Here is a 22,542-nt window from a genome sequence, read left to right as displayed (position 1 = left end):
ATTTGATTGGTATTATCGGTATTAAAGATGATCCCAAGAGATGTTTGAAACAATACGGCACTCATCGCAGCGAAAGTGAAACATATCCAGTAGCGGCTCATCCAGTAACCACTCTTGGTTGCCACAGCGGGGGCAAGGTCGCTCTTTTTCGGCGGCCAAGCTATCACCACCTACTCGATAGAGGTAGTAGTATGTTGGGATCTTTGTTTGAAACTCGACTCGACCTCGTATGTCCCAACCTCGACGAAAGAGATCGCTTTTTGTTGAGGTTAGCTCCTCCAGTGCGGCAAATTCAGCTTTAGTGGCTGCAGCCATCTGAAGTTCATCGCATGCCTGCCACTCAGTTTGCCATCTTATGACGCGTTTATGATCGCCGTTAAAAGTGGCGGGTAGCTGATAAAGTGGAATTGGCTGGAGTGTGTCGCCATTTCGTATCGGTGAGCACATATGCACATAACTGGTATAGAGCAGTTGCCAGCTTGGTTTATCAGAGCTGCTTACCTCTGAGTTAATATCTTGACCAATATATTTCTCTCGAGGAGCAAGCAGTTTAGCTGTTGTTAGTTCAGCTAATGCAGCGTTAACCCAAGGGCTGTTGTATCGTTTAGCTAAGCTACTCTTTTCTGGCATCAAGAGTCTGACTTTAAAATCCCCCTCATTGAAAGCAACTGCAAACTCCCTGCCTAATACCTGTCCATTGGCTCTGTAGGCTTCTAAAAGGCCATTTATTGCTTTTTCTGCCGCTGTAATTGTGGTGTTGTCAAAACACTCAAATCTAAGTTCAACAACATGCATTATTTTTCAGACCTATAGCCAGATTCAAGTGCAGTTAATCGACTATTAAGCTGTTGGTAGTCTTCTTTTAGTCGTTTTAGTTCCAACTTTAGCGTATCAAGCTCAGATAACTCTTCACTTTTTGGGCTTAGCGATACATCCGCTGTGAGTGCTTGAAGCTGCTCTATTGCATCCTGAGACATAGATTTAAACTGTTGTAAGCCTTGGATAAGTATCGGCATGGGGACACTATTTCCTAATTTTGTTTTTATTAGGGCAAGACTTGGTTGCTTTCCTGCGTCTGTGATCGACTTGGCTGCAGCTAATACTTGTTCTAAAGGACTCATCATTGGTGATTTTTCTCACTCGCTAGCCTAAAAGACTAATTAAAAGTAGATATTAAAAATAAAACTTAATATAAACATGTAGATATGATTTGGCCTGTAATTTGCTTTAAAAGCGTTTAACGATAATAAAGAAACAGGAAGTCATAATGAAAACACGTTTAATTGGTTTAGTATTTGTTGGGGTAGCAAGTTTAGGTTTATCGGGTTGTGTAATCAACCTTGGTGAAGGTGATTCTGATTGGAATCACTGGGAGAAAACCCAATCAGCTAATCGAGATAATCTAACCAAACTCAATCTGGGTATGAGTCAAGATCAGGTTAAGGTGTTGATGGGAGATGCTGACTTTTATGAGGCTTATATGAAGAATGATAAAGAGGTCCATGTACTTTTTTATCGCACTCAGAGAACTAAAGGTGATGGTAAGACGACAAAAGATGAATGTACTCCCGTCGTCATCAGTAATAATGCTGTTGTTGGCTGGGGAGAGAAGGCCTACTTAAGTATTTAATACCAGTTACATTAAGTATCTGTTCATTCAGCGGGAATTTAAAGCGCTGCAGGCAAGGCAGATGATTGAAGCTAATAGTTATTCTATATCTAAATCATTTAACACAGCATCCAGGGCTTTGAAACCCGCTCTGCGGGAGGCCCTCAAACATTCCACTTCTGCTTTGCATTGACTTAAAAGGGAGTAATCATTCTTTCATCAATGCGCCTTGAATTGAAAAGTTTGAGTGTCTCTGAATTGACAACATATTTAGTGTAATTGGTATAAGTTATTGTCTTCTAATTAGGGCGTCTAAATGGTCGATGAGTTCAGACCATTGGGCGTCTTCATCTATCGCTTCTTTTAAAAAGCTTTTTTGAGACTCAGTCCAAAAATCGGCTTCATAAAGAAGTACATTATTGGGGATCGTAGACTCTGCAATAAACCTATCGATATTCTCTTCACTGCTCTCTATGCCGAGTTGCTCAAATAGATGGTTAAGGTCTTGAGGCGTCGTATCCATTGACTGCTCCTTATACGTGTATATCTATGATTAACAGTTACTACTAGTATGGATCATACTTTAATAAAAGTGATTATATTAACAGCATTTTATGATTGATATTTACACTGTTAATTTCAGTTGATACATTGGTGCTAATTGATCTAGATCAAAGGTTGCCAGTTGATGACTAAAGCAGATAGTGCAGTATCACAAGCGTATCGAGCTGTTTATTTAACAGCTGAAGATCTGCGTGTTGCAGCTTCAATACTCTATAACGCTTACCATGATGATCCTTTTTTTATCGATTCTTTATATGCTGGTGATATGTCCATGTATGAGCAGAAGCTCAGAGGGGCAATACGTGAAGAGCTTAATGAATTATGGCAACAGGAACAGGCATTAATTGGGTTATTTGATGCTGATAGAATGGTAGGTGTAGCATGTATTGTGACCCAACAAGTTCCTCTCGGAGAGTCTAGATACTGGCATTGGCGTTTAAAAATGCTAATCAGTACTGGATGGCAGTCAACTCAAGCTTTAATCAAGAAAGAGTCCTCTTTATTGGAGCACTTACCTAGTCCTCATTGTGGCATCTTACAATTTATTGCTGTTTCTCCAACCGAGCAAGGCAAGGGATTAGGAGCTCAGTTGGTTCAGGCCGCATTAAGCTGGTGTGATGAACAACCTGAGCTTGATGGAATTGGTGTCTTTGCTAGCGATCAAAATCATGCTCTGCTTTTTAGTCAACATGGATTTACCCTATTAGAGCAGCTTTCGATAGGTAAAGTTGAAGGCGAGCTTCTGTTTTATCGCGGTCATGAAAATGAGTAAGTCATCTCAACCTTCAAAAAATAGAGAGTACGCTACTTTTAAAGCGTTTTATCCTTTTTACCTCTCTCAGCACCAAAATACCACATGCAGAGTGCTTCACTATATAGGCAGCTTTTTAGTTCTAGTCATCTTAATAGAGACTCTGTTCAGCCAAAACTGGATTCAATTGGCTCTATTGCCTTTAGTGGGTTACGGCTTTGCTTGGGTTGGCCATTTTGTTTTTGAGAAGAACAGACCTGCGACTTTTCAATACCCTCTCTATAGCCTTCTCGGTGATTGGGTTATGTTTACACAAGGAATAGCTAAGTTTTTTCAACGAAAATCTAATACCTGAATCAAGCTCTTTCGTTTATCTCTCCTCCTACCTAAGTTTTAGTTAACTTATTAGCTGGCTTTCTAAAAATGTGATCCGAGTTCTTGCTAAAACCTTTGTGAGATATATCGCACAAAGGCGTAAGAGATCCATTGCAAATAATGACTGTTTTCTATTTCAAATGATTATAACCTTTATTATTCAGTATGTTATATTGATATGGTGGTTGTCGCTATTTTTAGTTGTTTTGATTATGAGTCGACTTTCTCTCAATGTATAACTTTTTAAGTTAGAGTTAATAAAACAGATGTTCAGCTGCATTGTCAGCATAGAAAGTGAATTTGAATTGTTGATCTTAGGATGAGATCGGGTGACTAGGAAGTTGCTATACGCGGGAGCGTAACAGGAAGCCAAATGGAAGATGAGCTTTGTCGAAGACAGGATCTTAGATAGGTTCTAATTGGTATAAATAGGTTGAAAGGATTTAATCTGTTTGGGTAAAGGATACCTGAATTATGGATTGTATAATCTTGATTATACAAGCTTCCTTCAAAGGAAGTTAGGGATGATTTGCAGGATGCTGATGGATAGCCCAATGATGGGTGGACAGTAAAATGGAGTTGCTGGTAAAGGGATTTAGTGCCTATATAAGATTAACTTTGTGGCACAGGGAACAGAGGGATGTTCAGGGATGAATATAGGAGAGTGTCATTCATGGATGTTGCAGGAAGCAGTGAGTTAGCTGGAAGCTAAAAAGTATTGGGCATACCTTAAAAGGTATGCCTTTTCTTTTATCTGGGGGTTAGTGGAGTTAGAACTATTTTTCACTTATCCCAAACTGCTAGAACGTGCGTAAGAGATCTCTCACATGAGTGTAAGAGATAGGAAATAGTTAGCAAAGGACAAGCCTTACTTAGTTGTTTTACTCATTTTAAAACAGATGGTTACGTTAATTTTTTGTTGGTGGTTTCTTCTTGCGCAGATCTTATTTTTTAGCTCTGGGGCATTTTAATCCTCAACTCCTCTAGAATTTAACTCGTAGAAGGAAATACATGAATGAATGGATTCATTGCTTAGGATGAGCAAAAGTGACTTAAGGATAAGCACTAGAGGGAAGCTATCAAGGATGAGGTGCACTAGGATGGTGTACTTAGACTGACTAAGGAGAGTTAAACAATCCAGGATGGAAGGTTTGCTGTCTGGAAGACAGGATACATGGATAGTACAGAAGGGATGCTACAGGGATGAATTTGGACACGCTTACGGATAAGCTAGCTCGGTAAAGGATTAACCGAGTTCATGGAAGAGTAACTGTTTATTATAAACAGATACATGGAGAAAAAAGGACTTGATAGGGAGATATCAAGGATGAATCTGGACACGCTTATGGATTGAGCTAGCTCGGTAAATGGATTGCTGAGTTCATGGATGAGTACTTACTCACACAGTGGGTTTGAACAGGGAAAAAGGAATAGTCAAGGATGAGGCAAGGAGCAAATTGAACGCATGGATGGTGCAGGGAGCACAATAAATAGCTGGATTGCTTAACAAAAGAGATAAAGGGCGCGACTCCATGGGAGCCGCGCTTTTTCTTTATCTGGCAGTATGGTATTACTTACACTTTCCCGTGTTACAACTTCCGCGAGAACCGCAACTACCTCCCACAGACCCTCTGGCCTCTGGTGCTTCATGCCACTCTGGCTCTGGAAAAATAGGCCATTGAACTTTCTGAATCGTTTTTCCGTGCATCCAGATATGTGCCTTGTATTGATTGATGCCATCAGTACTAAATTCGAGAAGGTATTTTGCTTTCCAGGTTAGTCCACTGCTGCCTCCAATGCTCGGTCTGGCAGATTCCATTGCAACAGCTAATAGCTGTACCTTCTGTTTTTGACACTCTCTATTAGCGAAGATACGGCTTAACTCTGCCATTTGGCGCAGTTGCCAGAAGAATGCAGCGATAACAATCACTGCTGCAAAAAATAAAAAATCGGTCATCATGCTTTCGTTACCTTAAATAATCCACCTATGGCGGCTGACAGCACCTCACTCCTATCTGGGTTGCGAAGTTCAGATAGTAGCTGAGTTCTCAGTGCTGGGATTGCTACAATATCAGCAAAAATTTGATTAAAGAAGTGCTGTTCCTGTTTGGCTAAAGCTTCTAAAAATATTTTTCGAGTTTGAGTCTCTTTTAGTGCTAGCCAATTTCGAGCTGCGATAGTAATAAGTACATTGGCGTCGAGTAGGTTTAGCTCTGCAAGATGAGCTATTCCATCGATAGAGCTCTGCTCATCAGAGGCAAGGGCTCTGAGGTAATAAGGCTTGAGTTCATTGTCAGCAAGTTTAAGTTTTTCTAGTACAGTGTCCGCTAGCTGTTCATCTATCTCTAAGTGCTCAAGACACTGGCACACTGCAACTTGCACCTCTGTCGCAGCAAAGTCGAAGCTATCAATGAGCACATTTAAGTGATCTAACTCATTGGCTCGAACACAAATGTCAGCGAGCCCTTGCAATCCAACTTCTTGCCAATGCTCAGCTTTTAGTTGTTTAGATAGATACTGGTAAGCAAATTCATACTGAGGTGAGGCGACTTGACCTAGTTGCTTCTTTACTAATGCATTAAACAAAGCAAGTTTTTCAGAGGTCGGTTTAAAAGAGAATGGGTGGTTAGCCAGTTTTTGCTGCTGCTCTTTGGAAAGAGCTTGGGAAGGGTCTCGACCTAAGGCCTCAATGATCATTCTGATAAATTGAGTTCTTGGTGCTGGTGACAGAAGGCCACGCTCATCTAAAGGCAGCTTGAGGAACCAGATATAGTGCTGCTGACTAGCATCCCAAAAAACAATGGCAAATTGAGCATGCCCCTGTATTGGGCTTGGGTACGAAGATGCTAAATTTTCTATCTGTTGGAATGCCAGCATATCGATATGCTGAACTCTTCTTCCCATGTCATACACTTGAAATTGAGTATTTGCCGTTGTTAAGAACTGAGTTAGGGTCGTTATTTCTGTCATTTTCCTGCCGTAACACTGATGATCTGCTTTTTAATATAATGGCTATTATAGGGAGAAGTGGGTTGAGATGATATTATTGTGTATTAAATATGAGTGCTAAATAAGTGGTAAAAAGGAACAATGGCATGCTGTATGCGAATACAACAGAAAAACTCCATCAGCTAGAAACAGAGCTAAAGGTTCATGGCTTATGGTCAAGCGTCCCACCTTCTACTGAGGCTATGGCTAATACATCGCCCTTTAGTTGCGATGTCATGCCATTTGAAAACTGGGTCCAATTTATATTTATTCCTAAAATGGAGCAATTAATAAACTCTCAGAATGCACTTCCTTCAAATATAGCCATTGCCCCGATGGCACACCATGTTTGGAATCATCAGCCTGATTTGCATGGCTTAATTAATATTTTCGATGAATTGGATAGAATGCTAAGTGAACAATGATAATCAGTTTGATGAGAAGTCTGTAGACTCCTCTGCTAATAAAGAGATCGAAGCTGGTGTTAATGAAGCAGAGCTTCATGATGAAACAGCACCTGAGATAGAGATACTATTTGAAGATGACGATATTGTTGTGATCCATAAGCCTGCTGGGTTATTGGTGCACAGATCTTATCTTGCGCGGCGTGAGCGCTTTTTTGCAATGCAGATGACTCGCGATAAAGTGGGGTGTCATGTTTTTCCTGTTCACCGTTTAGATAGACCTACGTCAGGTATTTTGCTATTCGCAAAAAGCAGTGAGATGGCAAATAACCTGTGTGAGCAGTTTTCGGCTAAAACGGTAGAAAAACAATATTTGGCCATTGTCAGAGGAAATATGCATGAGGCTGACACTTTAGATTATGCCCTTAAGGTCGAGCTTGATGATCATGGTGATAAAGATGTGGACCCCAATAAAGCGGCACAAGAAGCGGTAACAAGTTATCAGCCTCTGCTTAATACCGAGATCCCTTTTCCATCTGGGCGATATGCAACTAGCCGATACGCTATGGTCAAGCTGATTCCACACACGGGCCGAAAACACCAATTAAGACGCCATATGGCACACCTTAGACATCCTATTGTGGGTGATACGACTCATGGTGATGGTAAACAGAATAAATTTTTTAGAGAACATTTTGCTATAAACCGTTTGTGGTTGATAGCAAAAAGCCTTGCATTCGATCATCCAAGAAGCGGTGAAAGAATCACGATAGAAACTGAGCTTGAAAAGGAGTGGTTGACTCTGTTTGAGGCCTTTGGTTGGGATGATGAGGTGTTAGCCTCCGAGACCTCCACCTTAATTGTTTAGAGCCAAGATTCAATGATCCCAATCAGTATAAGTCTTATTTAGCTATTTTCTCTTCACCAGAGGGAGATTCGGAACTATTTTTTTGGGGGGCTAACGTTTGAGTTAGTGATTTGTCTGCATTACATGCATCTTCACACTGAACGGTTCTGAAATAGCACATACGTCTGATGTGCGCGCTGCGATGAAGGTGCTTTAGGTGCCTCTGTCGACTAGAATGACGCATCAGATTATATCCTTGAAGTTTCAAGCAAAGTTAAGTTGGCATGAAGCTGTCAATACAGTATTGTTTAAGTATAAAACGAAATTGATCTCAGGGCGACGAATAACATGAGAAAAGTGAATCTGATTTTTGGAACTGTGTATGGGAATGCACAATTTGTGGCTGAGACACTAAGGGATGATCTTCAGAAGTTGGGAAGGGAAGTTCAATTATTTCAAAGTGATGAACTTAGCTCTTTTATTCCTCCACAAGATGAAACCTTATTAATTGTTAGCTCTACAACTGGCCAAGGGGATGTTCCGGATGAGATTCTTCCTTGGTTTGAAATGTTGAAATCCCAAGCTCCCTACCTTCCCAATTTAAGGTACGGTGTCGTTGCATTAGGTGACTCAAGTTACGATACCTTCTGCCAAGCTGGAATACAGTTTGATGAGTTATTAACTGAGTTGGGGGCGCATCGTATTGGACGACTATTGAAGATTGATGCCTGTGAAACGATGGAACCTGAGGTAAGTGCCAAAGCATGGCTACAGATCTGGAACACCCAAATCGATATCGAAACCTCTTAACCTATCTTCAAGAGCACTGGTTTAGGTTTGCTCAAAGGCTGAGCCAAGCACTGCTTATTCCTATTGCTATCTTGCCGGCAGCTGGAGTGATGCTTGGTTTAGCGAAGAGTCCGCTGCCTTTTATTCCTGATATTGTTAATGTCATTATGCTGACCGTCGGTAACCTTATCTTTAGTATGATGCCGATGCTATTTGCTGTGGCTGTTGCTATTGGATTTTGTCGGGATCAAGGTATTGCCGCATTCAGTGCGGTTTTTGGCTTTGGTGTATATCTGTCTAGCATGGCGGCATTGGCGGATATATATCACCTGCAAACCAGAGCGTTGTGGGGAGTTGAAACCATAGATACAGGAATAGCGGGCGGCATGTTAGTGGGAGCTATCACTTGCCTTGCCGTGTCACAGAGTGAGCGCTTACGCCTCCCTGTAGTGTTCTCATTTTTTGAAGGTCGACGAAGTGCCCCGCTATTAATGATCCCTCTTTGTATCTTGCTTGCTTATCTGTTTATCCTGATATGGCCATCTATGTCGGCTTGGATTGAGAGGTTATCAAACTGGGTAGTTTATCAAAAGCCTGCAGAAGCATTTGCACTCTATGGTGCGGTTGAGCGTCTGCTTATTCCTTTGGGCTTACACCATATTTGGAATGCTCCTTTTTACCTAGAATTTGGTCAATACTTTAGAGATGGTGAGGTCGTAAGAGGCGAGGTTGCTCGTTATTTAGCTGGCGACCCATTGGCAGGTAATTTAGCGGGAGGGTATCTTATTAAGATGTGGGGCCTGCCTGCCGCTGCATTAGCCATATGGCGCTGCGCTGATAAAGATCAAAGAAATCGAGTGGCGGGGATCATGATCTCAGCCGCCACAGCTTGTTGGCTGACAGGGGTGACTGAGCCCATTGAGTTTGCTTTTCTTTTTGTGGCGCCTTTACTGTTTTTAATACATGCGCTGCTAACTGGATTAGCCTACTGGGTATGTATCTTATTGGATATTCATCATAGTATCGTTTTTTCCCATGGAGTTGTGGATTTTACTCTTTTACTCGGAAACGCTCAGAGAGCTGAATGGTTCCTGATATTGGGCCCCATAACCGGTGTGCTTTATTACCTAATCTTTAGAGGGTCGATATTATTTTTTGATCTTAAGACACCTGGAAGAGTGGTTCATACTGATGGGATGAAAGCGGATATCCCTAGTATAGTGCGCGCGTTAGGAGGGAGGAAAAACATCCTTGAATTGAGTGCTTGTCTGACCCGTTTGCGAATGAGTGTTAAGAAACCTGAATTAATTGATAAAGATAAATTGAATCAGTTAGGCGCTAAAGGGGTTATCTTGGTAGGTAACGGAGTACAACTAGTGTATGGGACGAAAGCTGAAAGTATTCGTAGATTACTTCAGCGATATATTGATAGGCGTCTTTGATGATTTTTTGCAGGTGAAAAGTTTTAATTCTTTAGTGTTGGGGTAGTAAGGTATGGAACGTAAGGTATTGATCACGGAGTGCGCCGACGCTCAGGGTTTAATCACAAAAATAACTGGGGTATGTTTTAGCCATCAGTTGAATATTATTAAAAACAGTGAATTTGTTGATAATGTTCAAGGTCGGTTTTTTATGCGTGCAGAGTTAGAGGGGGAGTTTAACGACAGTTTAATCTTAGCTGATCTTGAAGAGGTGCTGCCTGACTCTAGCAGTATAAAGTTGGTGAATACTGATAAAAAACGAATTGTTATTTTAGTCACTAAAGAGGCTCATTGCCTAGGTGATATTTTAATGAAAGCATACTATGGCGGTTTAGATGTAGAGATCGCAGCCATTGTAGGTAATTACCAAAATCTGCAACCTCTTGCTGATAAGTTTGATATCCCTTTTCATTTTGTCTCTCATGAAGGGTGTACTCGTGTTGAACATGAGAAAAAGATAGTGGAAGTGATTAACGAGTACGAGCCTGATTACTTGGTTTTAGCTAAGTTTATGCGGATATTAACGCCGGAATTTGTAGAGCAATTTCCTAATAGGATCATTAATATTCACCACTCTTTTCTGCCTGCATTTATTGGTGCATCGCCCTATCGTCAGGCCTGGGAGCGAGGCGTCAAGATTATTGGTGCAACAGCACACTTCGTTAATAACTGCCTAGATGAAGGCCCTATTATTAAACAAGATGTTATACCCGTTGATCATAGCTATAGTGCTGAAGATCTGGCGAAAAATGGTCGAGATGTTGAAAAAAGTGTTTTGAGTAAGGCACTACAGTTAGTTGTGCATGAAGAGGTGATTGTTTATGGGAATAAAACCGTTGTCTTTTAATATGTAGAGTTGATTTTAAATTATAATTGCTGACATAAAAAAAGAGCCGCAAAGGCTCTTTTTATTACATTACGCTAATTTCTTGCAATGTTTAGTAATTTACTGCCAATATTTCGTCAGAGCCATAGGTCATGGCAATATCTTTAATAGTGACCGTTCCTTTCATAAATTTACCAATTCGTTTTGCTGTTTTATCAGCCCCCTGATTAAGTGCAAATTGATGGAATGTTTCACCGTTACAGACCAAGCGAGGGTAGATTCGTTTCTCATTAATTCGGTTAGTTTTTACTGTATGGCGTAATTGGTACATCTTGTTGCTGGCACCTGCTTTACAGACGTCGACAAGTGTTTTTTCAAGTTGTGGGTGCATTGCTGCAGAGGCATTAAAGGCAAGTGGTGTTAGGATTAGTGTTGCAATTGCGAGGTACTTTTTCATGGGGAGCTCCTAGTTTCTTTCGTCTTAGATGCTACTTAGTAAAGCGGGTTTTCAGGGGAAATGTTGTATGAAAAATGTAGCTAAGTGTATCGGAATGTGGAATTGGGATCAGGCTGTGTCTAGGGGTTACAAAGTGTGTTTTTGAGGTGATATACCAATCAGTATAAGCAGTTGATCTACTCAGAGTGCCTTTTGGCAAACTAATTCAAGGCGAATGGATGATAGAATGGTTGTTCCCTTGTGAGTTCATTCAACGAAGAAATAGGCAGCCAAAAACACTCCTTACAGGCGAGTCTTAGCGATGCTGATCCTGCGTTAACGAGCTTAACCGTAGAATAACTATGCTCTTCACTCGTTGGAAGCCACATGGATGTGGTGAATGTCATTAATGCAGGAGCAATTAAGGACCTTGCCTCAGGACCGCTAAACTCTCGCTGAGCGATCAAATCTTTATATTGATTGGTATTATACTGATTGGAACTAGAATAAAAATCCCATCAAAAGATGGGATTTTGTTTACTCGAAGTCATTATTTAACGGCTAAAAGATTTAGTCAACGATTCTGAGTAGTTCGTTGATCCCCACTTTGGCGCGAGTTTTAGCGTCGACTTTCTTCACTATTATTGCAGCGTACAGGTTATAAGTTCCGCATTTAGAGGGAAGGGTACCTGATACGACGACAGAGCCTGCAGGAACTCGTCCGTAGTGAATTTCACCCGTTTCGCGATCAAAAATACGTGTACTTTGTCCTAGGTATACGCCCATAGAGATAACGCTACCCTCTTCTACAATTACACCTTCAACGACTTCTGAGCGTGCTCCGATAAAGCAGTTATCTTCAATAATGGTAGGTCCGGCCTGTAGTGGCTCTAATACGCCGCCTATGCCAACGCCACCAGAAAGGTGCACATTTTTACCTATCTGAGCACATGAGCCAACTGTCGCCCATGTATCGACCATAGAGCCTTCATCAACATACGCTCCAAGGTTGACATATGAAGGCATCAATACGGTATTTTTGCCGATAAAAGAGCCTTTACGGACGGCTGCTGGTGGGACGACGCGAATCGCCTCCTCTCTGAAGCGTGCTTCATCGTAATCGGCAAACTTCATTGGTACTTTATCGAAGTACTTAGTTTCTGCTCCATCGATAACAGCATTATCGAAGATACGAAATGAGAGTAATACGGCTTTCTTCAGCCATTGGTGAACATGCCATTGCCCATCAATCTTTTCAGCAACTCTAGCTTCACCAGTGTCCAGCATGTTAATTGCTTTCTCAACATCTGCACGTACACTTGGCTCCACTGTACTTGGACTAATCTCTGCGCGCACTTCAAAAGCTGCTTCTATGCGTTGGCGTAAAGCCTCCATTAAAATCTCCCAATTGTGTCATTGATTAAATTTGTCGAAAAATGATTATATACTCAAGTCGTCTAAAATTGTTTTGCTCTAAGGAAATATAAAAGAATCAATTAGTATAATTCATGCAAACTGACACTTTTCTGATGATTCATCAGCAAACTGATAACCTATTTCTCTTACTATTAACTCCTAGCTTGCTTTGAAAATGCCTTAATTAGGCTCTCCTGAAGCAAAATCTTCTGCTCTGAATTAAGCTCTTCACCATCGATATTTTGCAGCATAAAAAAGTCTTCGGCCCGTTCACCTATGGTGGTGATTTTTGCTGCCAGTAACCGGATCTGACAGCGATATAAAATATCTCCTACTTTTGCCAGTAACCCTGGGCTATCCAGTGCGATAAGCTCCATCATACTTGTACTGCTGCGCCGTGAGGGCAGGAAACTCACCCGAGTAGGCACATTAAAAGGTTTCATCTGGCGTGATAGTTTTTTGAACTTAGGTAACTTAGCCGTATCGCTGTTGAGCGCTTTTATGAGGGCTTTTCTGAGACTCTGGATCCGTGAAATTTGAGATACCGGTGTTCCATCCTGTTCAAGAATGACGAAGGAGTCGAGTACATAACCATCTTTTGAGGCCATAACGGTGGCATCATGAACATCGATATTCTTATTATCCAAAACCGCCATGACAGTGGCGAACAGCTTAGGTTTATCCTGACCGTAGATAAATAGCTCAGTTCCGCCACGAGTGGTGTGTTTGGAGATAAGTACTAAGGGTTCAGTCTGCTTATGTTTTAAAATCGCATCACAGTGCCAAGCTATCTGGTTAGCTTGATGTTTTAAAAAATAGTCAGCTTTAAACCTCTGCCAAAGTGTGTCTATGCCTTTTTCTTTCACGCCACGTCTGAGTAGCTCTTTTTTTGCTTTAGCCTGATGCTCTCGGACTCGAGCACGAATATCGACAGGTTTCTCTTTACCTCGGGCAAGCACCCTCTGTGTTGAGAAGTAGAGATCTCTAAGTAACGAGCCCTTCCAGCTATTCCAGGTTTTTTCATTGGTGGCACATATATCTGCCACTGTTAGGCAGTAGAGATAGCTAAGGTGTACCGCATCACGCACTTTATCGGCAAACTCTCCAACCACATCAGGATCGGATATATCGCGTCTTTGAGCGGTGACAGACATGACTAAATGATTCTCAACCAGCCAGCTAACCAGTCGGCCATCATGATCGTTAAGATCATGTAGTTTACAGAACTCCAGAGCGTCTACAGCACCTAACTTACTGTGGTCGCCACCTCGGCCTTTACCAATATCATGAAAAATGGCGGCCAACACCAAGAGCCCTTTTTTAGGGAGTTGATTGATAAGTACTGAGCCTAAGGGAAACTCCTCTTTCTGCTCAGTTTGGGAGAACCTATCAATATTTTGCAAAAGTCTGTGGGTGTGCTCATCGACAGTGTAAGCATGGAATAGATCAAATTGCATCTGACCTTCAATCTCCCGCCAAGCAGGCAGGTATGACGATAGCACCCCATGTCTATGCATTAATGAGAGTGATGCTATGCCGCGAGGGTGACGCAATATCTCTGAAAACACGGCGCGGCACTCTGGAACCTCCATTAAAGGTCGAGTTAACGAGCGTCTTGCTTTTCTTAGGCTTCTTAGTGTTGGTGCATAAATCCCTTGAATATTGGAGTTTTTAGCAGCGAGCAAGAACAGGTTTAAAATTTCAACTGGATTATCAAATAGCGGCTCGTTTAAGCTTTCAATAAAACTTCCACGTAGCTGATAGTTTTGATTTATTGGTTTTATTTCAAGGGCTTTAGTATGGCCAAGAGTTGCTCGTTTAAACAGTTGCAGTAGCATCTGATTGAGTTCCATCACACGGCGAACCGTTTGATAGTAACGCTTCATCATCTGCTCAACACCCAGTTGAGTCGAATCTTCATAACCGAGAAGATCTGCGACTTGGCGTTGAAGATCGAACAATAATCGGTTTTCATCTCTGCCTGAGATGATATGCAGGGCAAACCTGAGCTCCCACAGGAATGATTGACACTCCAGCAGCTCTTCCAGTTCATCGGGCTCTAAGAAACCATGGCCAACCAGATCTTCTGTTTTTGAGGCATCAAAGTAACGCATTGCCACCCAAGCAACAGTATGAATATCCCTTAATCCGCCAGGACAGGTTTTCAGGTTCGGCTCAAGGTCGAAAGCACTGGCTTTGGCATGGCGGGCAAATTGTTCATCTCGTTTGGCGATATAGAACTTGCTTGGCGGCCAGAATTCATCATCCCTGATACTTGCGTATAAAGCTTGATATAAGGCGTTTGGGCCGGATAATAACCTTGATTCAATTAGGTTTGTGGCTATGGTGACGTCGCTCTTCCCCTGTTCAATCGTCTCCTTAATACTGCGAACACTGTGTCCAACTTCAAGGCCTGCGTCCCATAGAAAAGCGATATATTCGCTGAGTGCGGTTTCAGCGTTTGGGCTAAGCTGTGAATCGATAAGAAACAGCAGGTCAATATCTGATTGAGGGTGTAGTTCAGCTCTGCCATAACCGCCAACGGCGATCAGTGCGATAGGAAAAGTGTCGAGTTTTTGTTCGGTCCATTGTTGTTGCAAAAGCTGGTCGACAAAGTGACAGCGTTGAGCCACTAATTGTTTGATATCTCCCTTAAGACGAAATTGAGAGAGTAGTTCATTATTTTGTTCGAGTAGTGCTGCTTTGGCGAGTAGCGCTGGTGAAGTGGTCATCGAGTCCCTTGAAATACGCTAAACATGACCTAATCAGTTGCTAAAAGCTGCACTGATTAGGTCATCAGTCTGTTTGAGATTAGTGATTAATTATCCGTGGGAAGTCCTCTTCTGCACGAAGTGTTAATACCTCGACCCCTGTTTTAGTCACTAGCAGTGTATGTTCCCACTGAGCTGATTTTTTACCATCAGAGGTCGTTACAGTCCAGTTATCCTCTTTATCTAGGATACAGGTGTGGCGTCCGGCATTGATCATAGGTTCAATGGTAAAGCACATACCTGGACGTAAAACAGTTTTGTCATTGTTTTTGTAATGCATGACCTGAGGCTCTTCGTGGAAACCCGCGCCGATGCCGTGGCCACAGTAATCTTTGACAATGCTGTACTTTTCAAGGCCTGTTTTCTTACCTTTGACGAACTTCTCTACAATGGTGCCAATTTCGCCTAATTTCATTCCAGGACGAACTTTCTTGATACTGGCGTATAGGCTCTCTTGAGCCACGCGGCAAAGGCGCATATCTTTAGCACTAACATCGCCGATAAGGAACATTTTAGAGGTGTCACCATGATAACCATCTTTAATTACGGTGATATCTAGATTGACGATGTCACCGTCTTTTAGTGGGCGATCATTTGGGATGCCGTGGCAGATAACATCATTGACCGATGTGCAGATCGATTTTGGAAAACCGTGATAATCGAGAGGGGCAGAGATAGCACCGTTCTCTTCAGTGAATTTTGCGCAAATTTCATTAAGCTCATTCGTCGTCACACCCACCTTTACAAAAGGGGCTACCATCTCTAGAACTTCAGAAGCCAGCTTGCCCGCGGCGCGCATCTTTTCAATCTCTTCAGCAGTCTTTATCACTATACTCATTAAGCTATCTCTCGGGGGTTATTTCATGACGAATTCAGCGTGCAATTTACATCAAAAATTTGTGTTTGTAATCCTAATATGGTATAAAGCGCGCCGTTATGTTTGACTCTAGCACCTCTTTTCGCAAATGCGAAGTGACTCTTCATGCTCTGCATTTAGAATTCTAGCAACTTGCTTGGGGGTGAGGAGTTAAGATGGCGGCCATTATACATGGCTAACTTGTAAATACTAAATCACACACGTGTCGACACATTCTCCGGGGTGCCTCTAGAAGGTCGGAGATATGGGATACGTGGAGGTCTAACCCCTAAATTATTAAGGTATTAAAATGACTACAGTTTCAATGCGCGACATGCTACAAGCCGGTGTTCACTTCGGTCACCAGACTCGTTACTGGAACCCAAAGATGAAGCCATTCATCTTCGGTGCTCGTAATGGTGTTCACATCATCAACCTAGAGCACACTGTGCCTATGTTCAATGAAGCACTTGCTTTCATCAGCAATGTTGCATCAAAGAAAGGTAAAGTTCTTTTTGTTGGTACTAAGCGTGCTGCAAGCGAAGCTATCAAAGAGTCTGCTATCTCTTGTGATCAGTACTACGTTGATCACCGCTGGTTAGGCGGTATGTTGACTAACTGGAAAACAGTTCGTCAATCAATCAAGCGTCTTAAAGATCTTGAGAGCCAGTCTGTTGACGGTACTTTCGACAAGCTTACTAAGAAAGAAGCGCTTATGCGTACTCGTGAGCTTGAGAAGTTAGAAAAATCTCTTGGTGGTATCAAGAACATGGGCGGCCTACCTGACGTTATCTTCGTTATCGGTGCTGACCATGAGCATATCGCTATTAAAGAAGCTAATAACTTGGGTATCCCAGTTGTAGCTGTTGTTGATACTAACTCTTCTCCAGACGGTATCAACTACATCGTTCCTGGTAACGATGACGCAATGCGTTCTATCCGTTTATACACTGAGTCTGTTGCTGCCGCTGCTAAAGCTGGCCGTGGTCAAGACCTAGCTGTACAAGCTGAGCAAGACGGTTTCGTCGAAGCTGAATAATAAGGCTGATGATTTTCATCTCCCATATTAACCAAGATACTTGATTGGTGAACAGGGGCCCTCTCATCTAACATGACTGGCCCCTGTTTTATATCTAGTGAATTTGTAGAATTATCTGTAGAGGATTTAACAATGGCAATTACTGCTGCCCAAGTTAAAGAACTTCGTGACCGCACTGGCGCTGGCATGATGGACTGTAAAAAAGCACTGACTGAAACAGCCGGTGACATCGAACTAGCGATTGATAACATGCGTAAGAGCGGTGCTGCAAAGGCTGCTAAGAAAGCAGGTAACATCGCTGCTGAAGGTACAATCCTAATTAAGAATGGCGAAGGTTATGCCGCGCTGTTAGAAGTTAACTGTCAAACTGACTTCGTAGCAAAAGATTCTAACTTCCTAGCTTTCGCTAACGAAGTGCTAGACGTTGCTGCTGCATCTAAAGTAACAATCGAAGATCTGAAAGCTCAGTTCGAAGAGACTCGTGTTGCTCTTGTTGCGAAAATCGGTGAGAACATCAACGTACGTCGCGTAGAGTACATCGATGGTGCAAACCTTGCTCAATACCGTCACGGTGAGCGTATCGGTGTTGTTGTAACCGGTGAAGCTGATGAAGAGACTCTAAAGCACGTTGCAATGCACGTTGCTGCTTCTAAGCCTGAGTATGTTAACCCTTCTGACGTTCCTGCTGAAGTTGTTGAGAAAGAAAAAGCACTTCAAATCGAAATCGCTATGAACGAAGGCAAGCCTGCTGAAATCGCTGAGAAGATGGTTATCGGCCGTATGAAGAAGTTTACCGGTGAAGTTTCTCTTACTGGCCAAGCTTACATCATGGAACCTAAGAAAACTGTTGGTGAAGTTCTTAAAGAGAAAGGCGCTAGCGTTTCAAACTTCATTCGTTTAGAAGTTGGCGAAGGTATCGAGAGAAAAGAAGAAGATTTTGCTGCAGAAGTTGCTGCACAAATCGCTGCTACTAAGGCTTAATCTCCTTAATCAAGCACCCCTAAGACCGTAGCAACCGCTGCGGTCTTATCGTATTTTACCTATCGGCAAAAATCAGGACAATAACAATGAGCACGAATCCTAAACCTGCATTTCGACGTATTCTTCTTAAACTCAGTGGTGAAGCCCTAATGGGCGAAGAAGGCTTTGGCATAGATCCTAAAGTGTTGGATCGTATGGCTCAGGAGATAAAAGAACTGGTTGAGCTTGGCATTCAGGTAGGTGTTGTTATCGGTGGTGGTAACTTATTTCGTGGGGAAGGGCTAGCACAGGCTGGTATGAACCGCGTAGTGGGTGATCACATGGGTATGCTAGCAACTGTGATGAACGGCTTGGCGATGCGTGATGCATTGCACCGTGCCTATGTAAATGCAAGACTGATGTCTGCAATTCCGCTTAAAGGCGTATGTGATGATTATAACTGGGCAGAAGCGATTAGCTTACTAAAATCCGGCCGTGTTGTTATTTTTGCTGCGGGTACTGGTAATCCATTCTGCACAACTGACTCTGCTGCCTGTTTACGCGGTATTGAGATCGAAGCTGAAGTCGTTTTAAAGGGCACAAAAGTAGACGGCGTTTACTCAGATGACCCTGTTAAAAATCCAGATGCAGTAAAGTACGACGAAATGGGTTACGATGAAGTACTTGAAAAAGAATTAAAAGTGATGGATCTTGCTGCGTTTACCATGGCGAGAGATCACGATATGCCTCTATTGGTATTTAACATGAACAAACCTGGTGCTCTACGCCGCGTTATTATGGGTGAGCATGAAGGGACTATGATCAGGGCAAGCCGTCCCGAGTAAGCTTGTCATTGATACGTTAGCTTTAGATTAGATAGATTAAGCATTCAGAGACTTATAAAGGATAATTAACGTGCTAAACGAAATTAAGAAAGATGCTCAGGATCGCATGGATAAATGCGTTGAAGCGACTAAGACACAGATGGCTAAGGTTCGTACTGGCCGTGCACATCCAAGCCTACTAGATTCGATTAAAGTGCCTTACTACGGCTCTTTAACGCCACTAAAGCAAGTGGGTAATGTTTCTATTGAAGATTCACGTACTCTGGCTATTTCAGTATTTGATAGCACGATGATCCCAGCTGTAGAGAAGGCGATCATGAGCTCAGATCTAGGTCTAAACCCTATGTCTGCTGGTGCAACAATCAGAGTGCCGCTTCCTGCATTAACTGAAGAGCGTCGTAAAGACCTTATCAAAGTGGTTCGTGCTGAAGCTGAAAACGGCCGTATCGCTGTTCGTAACGTTCGTCGTGACGCTAACTCAGATGTTAAAGCCCTAGAGAAAGAGAAAGAGTGTACAGAAGATGATGTACACCGCAGTGAAGATGAAGTGCAAAAGTTTACCGATGCACACATTAAACTGATTGATGAGATATTGGCTGCAAAAGAAGCAGAGTTGATGGAAGTCTAATCTAGGACTAAGAAACTAGAGTTCAGACGCCGTGTAGAGGTATACTACACGGCGTTTGTCTATTTAAAGGGTTGTAATAGATGTCGATCGACTCCCAATCTGGTCCTGAGTTCTCTGCTGAAGAGCTCGCAGAACTTGTTAAGCTGTCTATTCCCAAGCATGTTGCCATCATTATGGATGGTAATGGTCGCTGGGCGCAGGCGCAGGGTAAGCCTAGGGTCATGGGGCATAAAGCGGGTGTAAAAACAGTGAGGCGTGCGGTAAGTACTGCCAGAGAGATGGGGATTGACTCGTTAACACTGTTTGCCTTTTCGAGTGAAAATTGGCGTAGACCCGATAAAGAGGTGACCCTCTTGATGGAGCTGTTTTTTACCGTGCTTCAACGAGAGATTAAGTTGCTACATAAAAACGGCGTAAGATTGAATATCATCGGTGATATTAGCCGTTTTTCAGAACGACTACAGAAGCAGATCGCTGCGGCAGAAGAGAAAACTGCTGAGAATACTGGCATGGTTCTCAATGTGGCTGCTAACTATGGTGGTCGTTGGGATATCATGCAAGCGGCTAAAACATTAGCTGAAAAAGTACAATCTGGTGAAATGAACAGCAATCAGTTCACTGAAGAGGCCCTTAGCCAACATTTAAGCATGCAAAATCAGCCTGAAGTTGATTTAATGATCCGTACAGGTGGCGATTACCGCATCAGTAACTTTGTTCTCTGGCAAGCTGCCTACGCAGAGCTAGTGTTTACTGATACGCTATGGCCGGATTTCGATGAGCATGCTTTTAAGCAGGCAGTAGCGACCTTTGCTTCAAGGCAACGTCGATTTGGTTTGACAGGCTGTCAAATAGAGTCGTTGCAAGAAAATAAATAATTTAGAGGGACAGTTTTGCTAAAACAACGAATAATAACGGCAATTTGGTTAATTCCCTTGGTTTTGGGGGCTATTTTTGGGCTCCCCACAGAATACTTCTCCTGGGCTCTTATAGGTGTATTTCTGATCGCAGCCAAGGAGTGGGGGCAGATAATCGATAAACGCTGTCAAATGACGCAGTGGAGCTTCACCATCACCATAGGTGTTTTGCTTGTAGCACTTAATCTGTTTGTTCCAAGTGATGAACTTTGGTTTAAAGGTCAACTTCATCCTGTATTTCTTTCGATTATTCTCATTGGTGCTATCTGGTGGGCTGTTGCATTTCTTTTGGTGATATCTTTCCCTAAAAGCGCTGCATTGTGGCAAAAAAGTCACATGTTTAAGTCTATGTTTGGACAACTCACATTGATCCCATGCTATACGGCTCTTGTTGCACTTAAGGGATTGAGCACTCAAGTCGATCCATACTATGGCGGCTCTCTTGTCTTTCTAGTGATGCTAGTCGTATGGGCAACCGATAGTGGCGCTTACTTTGCAGGAAAGGCATTGGGTCGTACTAAGTTAATGCCAAATGTGAGCCCAGCTAAAACTATCGAAGGCTTAGTTGGCGGTTTAGCCATGAGTATGTTGATAGTGGTTGGAATAATGCAGGTTTCTCCTGAGCAGGAGTTAGGCTTACTGGTTTGTGTAACACTTTTTGTGGCCTTGGTTTCTGCCGTTGGCGACTTGTCTGAGAGCATGTTTAAACGTGTTGCTCAGATTAAAGATTCTGGCAAGATATTACCAGGTCACGGTGGGGTGCTAGATCGTATTGATAGCTTAACGGCCGCACTGCCTATATTTACACTAATCTATATCGCATTTTGGATGTAACTTTATGCAAAGCATGGTGATTTTGGGAGCGACTGGCTCCATAGGCGCTAGCACGCTCAGCGTTATTGCCAGTAACCCTGAAACATATTCAGTTTACGCCTTAGTCGCTAATACTAATGTTGATAAGATGATGGCTCTATGCGAACAGTACAGACCCAAAGTCGCGCATATGGTCGATGAGCAGGCTGCAAAATCTTTGCAGGAACGCCTGTCACCAAGTTTAAAGATTGAGGTGACAACAGGGGAGTCGCAGCTTGAAAGTATTGTGACTTCAAGCTGTGTAGATACTGTGATGGCTGCGATTGTTGGGGCGGCAGGATTGGTGCCTACGTTAGCAGCGGTTAAAGCGGGTAAACGTGTACTCTTGGCGAATAAAGAGTCATTGGTGATGTCCGGTCGTCTCTTTATTGAAGAGATGAAAAAGTCTGGTGCTCAAGTACTGCCTGTTGACAGTGAACATAACGCTATTTTTCAAGCACTCCCTGAGCCAGTACAGCAAGAGATCGGTTTCTGTGATTTAGATGAAGCTGGGATCTCCCATATCTTGCTTACGGGATCTGGAGGACCGTTCTTGACATCACCGTTAAGCTCATTGCCTCAGATGACACCTGCTCAGGCTTGTAAACATCCTAATTGGTCCATGGGGCGCAAGATCTCTGTTGATTCAGCCAGTATGATGAATAAGGGCCTTGAGTATATTGAGGCGCGCTGGCTATTTAATGCATCGGCTGAGCAACTGAAAGTAGTTATTCACCCTCAAAGCGTTATCCACTCGATGGTTCAGTACCGTGATGGCTCTGTTATCGCTCAGTTAGGCAACCCGGATATGCGTACACCGATTGCACATTGCATGTCCTATCCACAAAGAATTAACTCTGGAGTTGAACCTTTAGACTTTTTCAAAGTCGGACAGTTAAGCTTCTTAGAACCTGACTTTACTCGTTTTCCCTGTTTGGCATTAGCAATCGATGCTTGTAACCAAGGACAGGAAGCCACCACAATATTAAATGCAGCCAATGAAATTTCAGTTGCCGCGTTTTTAGATAATAAAATTAAGTTTACCGATATTGCTAAAGTGAATGAAACCTGTTTAAGTCAGGTTGCAAAACAAGCACTAAACAGTATTGATGACATTTTAGCATTGGATGTACAGACTCGTACCTATGCTTCAGAATGGGTAAATAAGATTTAACTGATCTCTGAGGAAGG

At 42.6% G+C, this 22,542-nt stretch carries 25 protein-coding genes; 15 read left to right on the top strand and 10 right to left on the bottom strand.

The window, feature by feature from the left end:
* Positions 1–21 precede the first annotated feature (21 nt).
* Together SWOO_RS16970 and SWOO_RS16965 are read right to left on the bottom strand one after the other, a co-directional pair.
* Positions 22–795: a Zn-ribbon-containing protein gene (locus SWOO_RS16970; protein ID WP_012325904.1), complete on the bottom strand. Its 774-nt coding sequence runs from the start codon at positions 793–795 to the stop codon at positions 22–24.
* A complete protein-coding gene (locus SWOO_RS16965; protein ID WP_041418228.1) occupies positions 795–1,121 on the bottom strand; it encodes a hypothetical protein in 327 nt (108 codons plus the stop codon). The genes SWOO_RS16970 and SWOO_RS16965 overlap by 1 nt, the downstream gene beginning before the upstream one ends.
* A 146-nt stretch (positions 1,122–1,267) precedes the next feature.
* Between SWOO_RS16965 and SWOO_RS16960 the strand changes: the two genes are divergently transcribed.
* A complete protein-coding gene (locus tag SWOO_RS16960; RefSeq protein WP_012325902.1) occupies positions 1,268–1,630 on the top strand; it encodes a DUF3192 domain-containing protein in 363 nt (120 codons plus the stop codon).
* A gap of 268 nt (positions 1,631–1,898) precedes the next feature.
* Here SWOO_RS16960 and SWOO_RS16955 read toward each other — a convergent pair whose 3' ends face one another.
* Positions 1,899–2,132 carry a DUF2789 domain-containing protein gene (locus SWOO_RS16955; RefSeq protein ID WP_012325901.1) on the bottom strand — a complete coding sequence of 78 codons (234 nt, stop codon included), beginning with the start codon at positions 2,130–2,132 and terminating at the stop codon, positions 1,899–1,901.
* Between the two features lie 165 nt (positions 2,133–2,297).
* Here SWOO_RS16955 and SWOO_RS16950 point away from each other — a divergent pair, with 165 nt between their 5' ends.
* Positions 2,298–2,945: a GNAT family N-acetyltransferase gene (locus tag SWOO_RS16950; protein WP_012325900.1), complete on the top strand. Its 648-nt coding sequence runs from the start codon at positions 2,298–2,300 to the stop codon at positions 2,943–2,945.
* Positions 2,932–3,279: a DUF962 domain-containing protein gene (locus tag SWOO_RS16945; RefSeq protein WP_012325899.1), complete on the top strand. Its 348-nt coding sequence runs from the start codon at positions 2,932–2,934 to the stop codon at positions 3,277–3,279. The genes SWOO_RS16950 and SWOO_RS16945 overlap by 14 nt, the downstream gene beginning before the upstream one ends.
* A gap of 1,590 nt (positions 3,280–4,869) precedes the next feature.
* On the opposite strand, the gene SWOO_RS16940 is transcribed toward SWOO_RS16945, so the two are convergent.
* Positions 4,870–5,259 (bottom strand): DUF3301 domain-containing protein, encoded by a 390-nt coding sequence (locus SWOO_RS16940; RefSeq protein ID WP_012325898.1) that lies wholly within the window; start codon positions 5,257–5,259, stop codon positions 4,870–4,872.
* Positions 5,256–6,269 carry a DUF3549 family protein gene (locus SWOO_RS16935; protein WP_012325897.1) on the bottom strand — a complete coding sequence of 338 codons (1,014 nt, stop codon included), beginning with the start codon at positions 6,267–6,269 and terminating at the stop codon, positions 5,256–5,258. Before SWOO_RS16935 ends, SWOO_RS16940 begins: the two co-directional genes overlap by 4 nt.
* 125 nt (positions 6,270–6,394) lie before the next feature.
* Here SWOO_RS16935 and SWOO_RS16930 point away from each other — a divergent pair, with 125 nt between their 5' ends.
* Both SWOO_RS16930 and truC read left to right on the top strand, forming a co-directional pair.
* On the top strand, positions 6,395–6,712 hold the full coding sequence (locus tag SWOO_RS16930) for a YqcC family protein (protein ID WP_012325896.1): 318 nt from the start codon (positions 6,395–6,397) through the stop codon (positions 6,710–6,712).
* A gap of 46 nt (positions 6,713–6,758) precedes the next feature.
* Positions 6,759–7,559 carry a tRNA pseudouridine(65) synthase TruC gene (truC, locus tag SWOO_RS16925; RefSeq protein ID WP_049774479.1) on the top strand — a complete coding sequence of 267 codons (801 nt, stop codon included), beginning with the start codon at positions 6,759–6,761 and terminating at the stop codon, positions 7,557–7,559.
* Positions 7,560–7,593: 34 nt separating this feature from the next.
* On the opposite strand, the gene SWOO_RS26035 is transcribed toward truC, so the two are convergent.
* Complete coding sequence (locus tag SWOO_RS26035; protein WP_157582300.1) at positions 7,594–7,782, bottom strand: hypothetical protein; 189 nt, start codon at positions 7,780–7,782, stop codon at positions 7,594–7,596.
* Positions 7,783–7,886: 104 nt separating this feature from the next.
* Here SWOO_RS26035 and SWOO_RS16920 point away from each other — a divergent pair, with 104 nt between their 5' ends.
* The 3 genes from SWOO_RS16920 to purU are packed head-to-tail and all read left to right on the top strand — an operon-like array spanning position 7,887 to position 10,655.
* The gene (locus tag SWOO_RS16920; RefSeq protein ID WP_012325894.1) at positions 7,887–8,348 is read left to right on the top strand and encodes a flavodoxin; all 462 of its coding nucleotides are present in this window, start codon (positions 7,887–7,889) and stop codon (positions 8,346–8,348) included.
* Complete coding sequence (locus SWOO_RS16915; RefSeq protein ID WP_012325893.1) at positions 8,303–9,769, top strand: PTS transporter subunit EIIC; 1,467 nt, start codon at positions 8,303–8,305, stop codon at positions 9,767–9,769. The genes SWOO_RS16920 and SWOO_RS16915 overlap by 46 nt, the downstream gene beginning before the upstream one ends.
* A 52-nt stretch (positions 9,770–9,821) precedes the next feature.
* Positions 9,822–10,655 (top strand): formyltetrahydrofolate deformylase, encoded by an 834-nt coding sequence (purU, locus tag SWOO_RS16910; protein WP_012325892.1) that lies wholly within the window; start codon positions 9,822–9,824, stop codon positions 10,653–10,655.
* Positions 10,656–10,746: 91 nt separating this feature from the next.
* On the opposite strand, the gene SWOO_RS16905 is transcribed toward purU, so the two are convergent.
* From SWOO_RS16905 to map, 4 genes are all read right to left on the bottom strand, one after another.
* Entirely contained in the window at positions 10,747–11,091 is a 345-nt protein-coding gene (locus SWOO_RS16905) for a DUF3718 domain-containing protein (protein ID WP_012325891.1), read from the bottom strand.
* A 549-nt stretch (positions 11,092–11,640) separates the two neighbouring features.
* The gene (gene dapD, locus SWOO_RS16900; RefSeq protein ID WP_012325890.1) at positions 11,641–12,465 is read right to left on the bottom strand and encodes a 2,3,4,5-tetrahydropyridine-2,6-dicarboxylate N-succinyltransferase; all 825 of its coding nucleotides are present in this window, start codon (positions 12,463–12,465) and stop codon (positions 11,641–11,643) included.
* Positions 12,466–12,638: 173 nt separating this feature from the next.
* Positions 12,639–15,218 carry a bifunctional uridylyltransferase/uridylyl-removing protein GlnD gene (gene glnD, locus SWOO_RS16895; RefSeq protein ID WP_012325889.1) on the bottom strand — a complete coding sequence of 860 codons (2,580 nt, stop codon included), beginning with the start codon at positions 15,216–15,218 and terminating at the stop codon, positions 12,639–12,641.
* A gap of 79 nt (positions 15,219–15,297) precedes the next feature.
* Positions 15,298–16,095: a type I methionyl aminopeptidase gene (gene map / locus SWOO_RS16890; protein WP_012325888.1), complete on the bottom strand. Its 798-nt coding sequence runs from the start codon at positions 16,093–16,095 to the stop codon at positions 15,298–15,300.
* 328 nt (positions 16,096–16,423) lie between these two features.
* Here map and rpsB point away from each other — a divergent pair, with 328 nt between their 5' ends.
* The 7 genes from rpsB (at position 16,424) to ispC (ending at position 22,525) form a co-directional block, all read left to right on the top strand.
* Positions 16,424–17,152 (top strand): 30S ribosomal protein S2, encoded by a 729-nt coding sequence (gene rpsB / locus SWOO_RS16885; protein WP_012325887.1) that lies wholly within the window; start codon positions 16,424–16,426, stop codon positions 17,150–17,152.
* A gap of 132 nt (positions 17,153–17,284) precedes the next feature.
* Entirely contained in the window at positions 17,285–18,133 is an 849-nt protein-coding gene (tsf, locus tag SWOO_RS16880) for a translation elongation factor Ts (RefSeq protein WP_012325886.1), read from the top strand.
* An 86-nt stretch (positions 18,134–18,219) separates the two neighbouring features.
* Positions 18,220–18,957: a UMP kinase gene (gene pyrH, locus SWOO_RS16875; protein WP_012325885.1), complete on the top strand. Its 738-nt coding sequence runs from the start codon at positions 18,220–18,222 to the stop codon at positions 18,955–18,957.
* Between the two features lie 70 nt (positions 18,958–19,027).
* The gene (frr, locus tag SWOO_RS16870; RefSeq protein WP_012325884.1) at positions 19,028–19,585 is read left to right on the top strand and encodes a ribosome recycling factor; all 558 of its coding nucleotides are present in this window, start codon (positions 19,028–19,030) and stop codon (positions 19,583–19,585) included.
* 80 nt (positions 19,586–19,665) lie between these two features.
* Positions 19,666–20,460 carry a polyprenyl diphosphate synthase gene (uppS, locus tag SWOO_RS16865; RefSeq protein WP_012325883.1) on the top strand — a complete coding sequence of 265 codons (795 nt, stop codon included), beginning with the start codon at positions 19,666–19,668 and terminating at the stop codon, positions 20,458–20,460.
* Between the two features lie 15 nt (positions 20,461–20,475).
* Positions 20,476–21,333 carry a phosphatidate cytidylyltransferase gene (locus SWOO_RS16860; RefSeq protein WP_012325882.1) on the top strand — a complete coding sequence of 286 codons (858 nt, stop codon included), beginning with the start codon at positions 20,476–20,478 and terminating at the stop codon, positions 21,331–21,333.
* Positions 21,334–21,337: 4 nt separating this feature from the next.
* Positions 21,338–22,525 (top strand): 1-deoxy-D-xylulose-5-phosphate reductoisomerase, encoded by a 1,188-nt coding sequence (ispC, locus tag SWOO_RS16855; protein ID WP_012325881.1) that lies wholly within the window; start codon positions 21,338–21,340, stop codon positions 22,523–22,525.
* The last annotated feature ends 17 nt before the right edge of the window (positions 22,526–22,542 follow it).

The organism is Shewanella woodyi ATCC 51908 (assembly GCF_000019525.1).
Taxonomy (GTDB): domain Bacteria; phylum Pseudomonadota; class Gammaproteobacteria; order Enterobacterales; family Shewanellaceae; genus Shewanella; species Shewanella woodyi.
The sequence above is the reverse complement of the archived record's forward strand: the minus strand, read 5'-3'. Positions and strand labels throughout refer to the sequence as shown.

Excerpts from the sequence above, each read along its gene's own strand:
- SWOO_RS16970 (WP_012325904.1), bottom strand. The coding sequence starts at position 795 with ATGCATGTTGTTGAACTTAGATTTGAGTGTTTTGACAACACCACAATT.
- SWOO_RS16965 (WP_041418228.1), bottom strand. The coding sequence starts at position 1,121 with ATGAGTCCTTTAGAACAAGTATTAGCTGCAGCCAAGTCGATCACAGAC.
- SWOO_RS16960 (WP_012325902.1), top strand. The coding sequence starts at position 1,268 with ATGAAAACACGTTTAATTGGTTTAGTATTTGTTGGGGTAGCAAGTTTA.
- SWOO_RS16955 (WP_012325901.1), bottom strand. The coding sequence starts at position 2,132 with ATGGATACGACGCCTCAAGACCTTAACCATCTATTTGAGCAACTCGGC.
- SWOO_RS16950 (WP_012325900.1), top strand. The coding sequence starts at position 2,298 with ATGACTAAAGCAGATAGTGCAGTATCACAAGCGTATCGAGCTGTTTAT.
- SWOO_RS16945 (WP_012325899.1), top strand. The coding sequence starts at position 2,932 with ATGAAAATGAGTAAGTCATCTCAACCTTCAAAAAATAGAGAGTACGCT.
- SWOO_RS16940 (WP_012325898.1), bottom strand. The coding sequence starts at position 5,259 with ATGATGACCGATTTTTTATTTTTTGCAGCAGTGATTGTTATCGCTGCA.
- SWOO_RS16935 (WP_012325897.1), bottom strand. The coding sequence starts at position 6,269 with ATGACAGAAATAACGACCCTAACTCAGTTCTTAACAACGGCAAATACT.
- SWOO_RS16930 (WP_012325896.1), top strand. The coding sequence starts at position 6,395 with ATGCTGTATGCGAATACAACAGAAAAACTCCATCAGCTAGAAACAGAG.
- SWOO_RS26035 (WP_157582300.1), bottom strand. The coding sequence starts at position 7,782 with ATGCGTCATTCTAGTCGACAGAGGCACCTAAAGCACCTTCATCGCAGC.
- SWOO_RS16920 (WP_012325894.1), top strand. The coding sequence starts at position 7,887 with ATGAGAAAAGTGAATCTGATTTTTGGAACTGTGTATGGGAATGCACAA.
- SWOO_RS16915 (WP_012325893.1), top strand. The coding sequence starts at position 8,303 with ATGGCTACAGATCTGGAACACCCAAATCGATATCGAAACCTCTTAACC.
- purU (WP_012325892.1), top strand. The coding sequence starts at position 9,822 with ATGGAACGTAAGGTATTGATCACGGAGTGCGCCGACGCTCAGGGTTTA.
- SWOO_RS16905 (WP_012325891.1), bottom strand. The coding sequence starts at position 11,091 with ATGAAAAAGTACCTCGCAATTGCAACACTAATCCTAACACCACTTGCC.
- dapD (WP_012325890.1), bottom strand. The coding sequence starts at position 12,465 with ATGGAGGCTTTACGCCAACGCATAGAAGCAGCTTTTGAAGTGCGCGCA.
- glnD (WP_012325889.1), bottom strand. The coding sequence starts at position 15,218 with ATGACCACTTCACCAGCGCTACTCGCCAAAGCAGCACTACTCGAACAA.
- map (WP_012325888.1), bottom strand. The coding sequence starts at position 16,095 with ATGAGTATAGTGATAAAGACTGCTGAAGAGATTGAAAAGATGCGCGCC.
- rpsB (WP_012325887.1), top strand. The coding sequence starts at position 16,424 with ATGACTACAGTTTCAATGCGCGACATGCTACAAGCCGGTGTTCACTTC.
- tsf (WP_012325886.1), top strand. The coding sequence starts at position 17,285 with ATGGCAATTACTGCTGCCCAAGTTAAAGAACTTCGTGACCGCACTGGC.
- pyrH (WP_012325885.1), top strand. The coding sequence starts at position 18,220 with ATGAGCACGAATCCTAAACCTGCATTTCGACGTATTCTTCTTAAACTC.
- uppS (WP_012325883.1), top strand. The coding sequence starts at position 19,666 with ATGTCGATCGACTCCCAATCTGGTCCTGAGTTCTCTGCTGAAGAGCTC.
- ispC (WP_012325881.1), top strand. The coding sequence starts at position 21,338 with ATGCAAAGCATGGTGATTTTGGGAGCGACTGGCTCCATAGGCGCTAGC.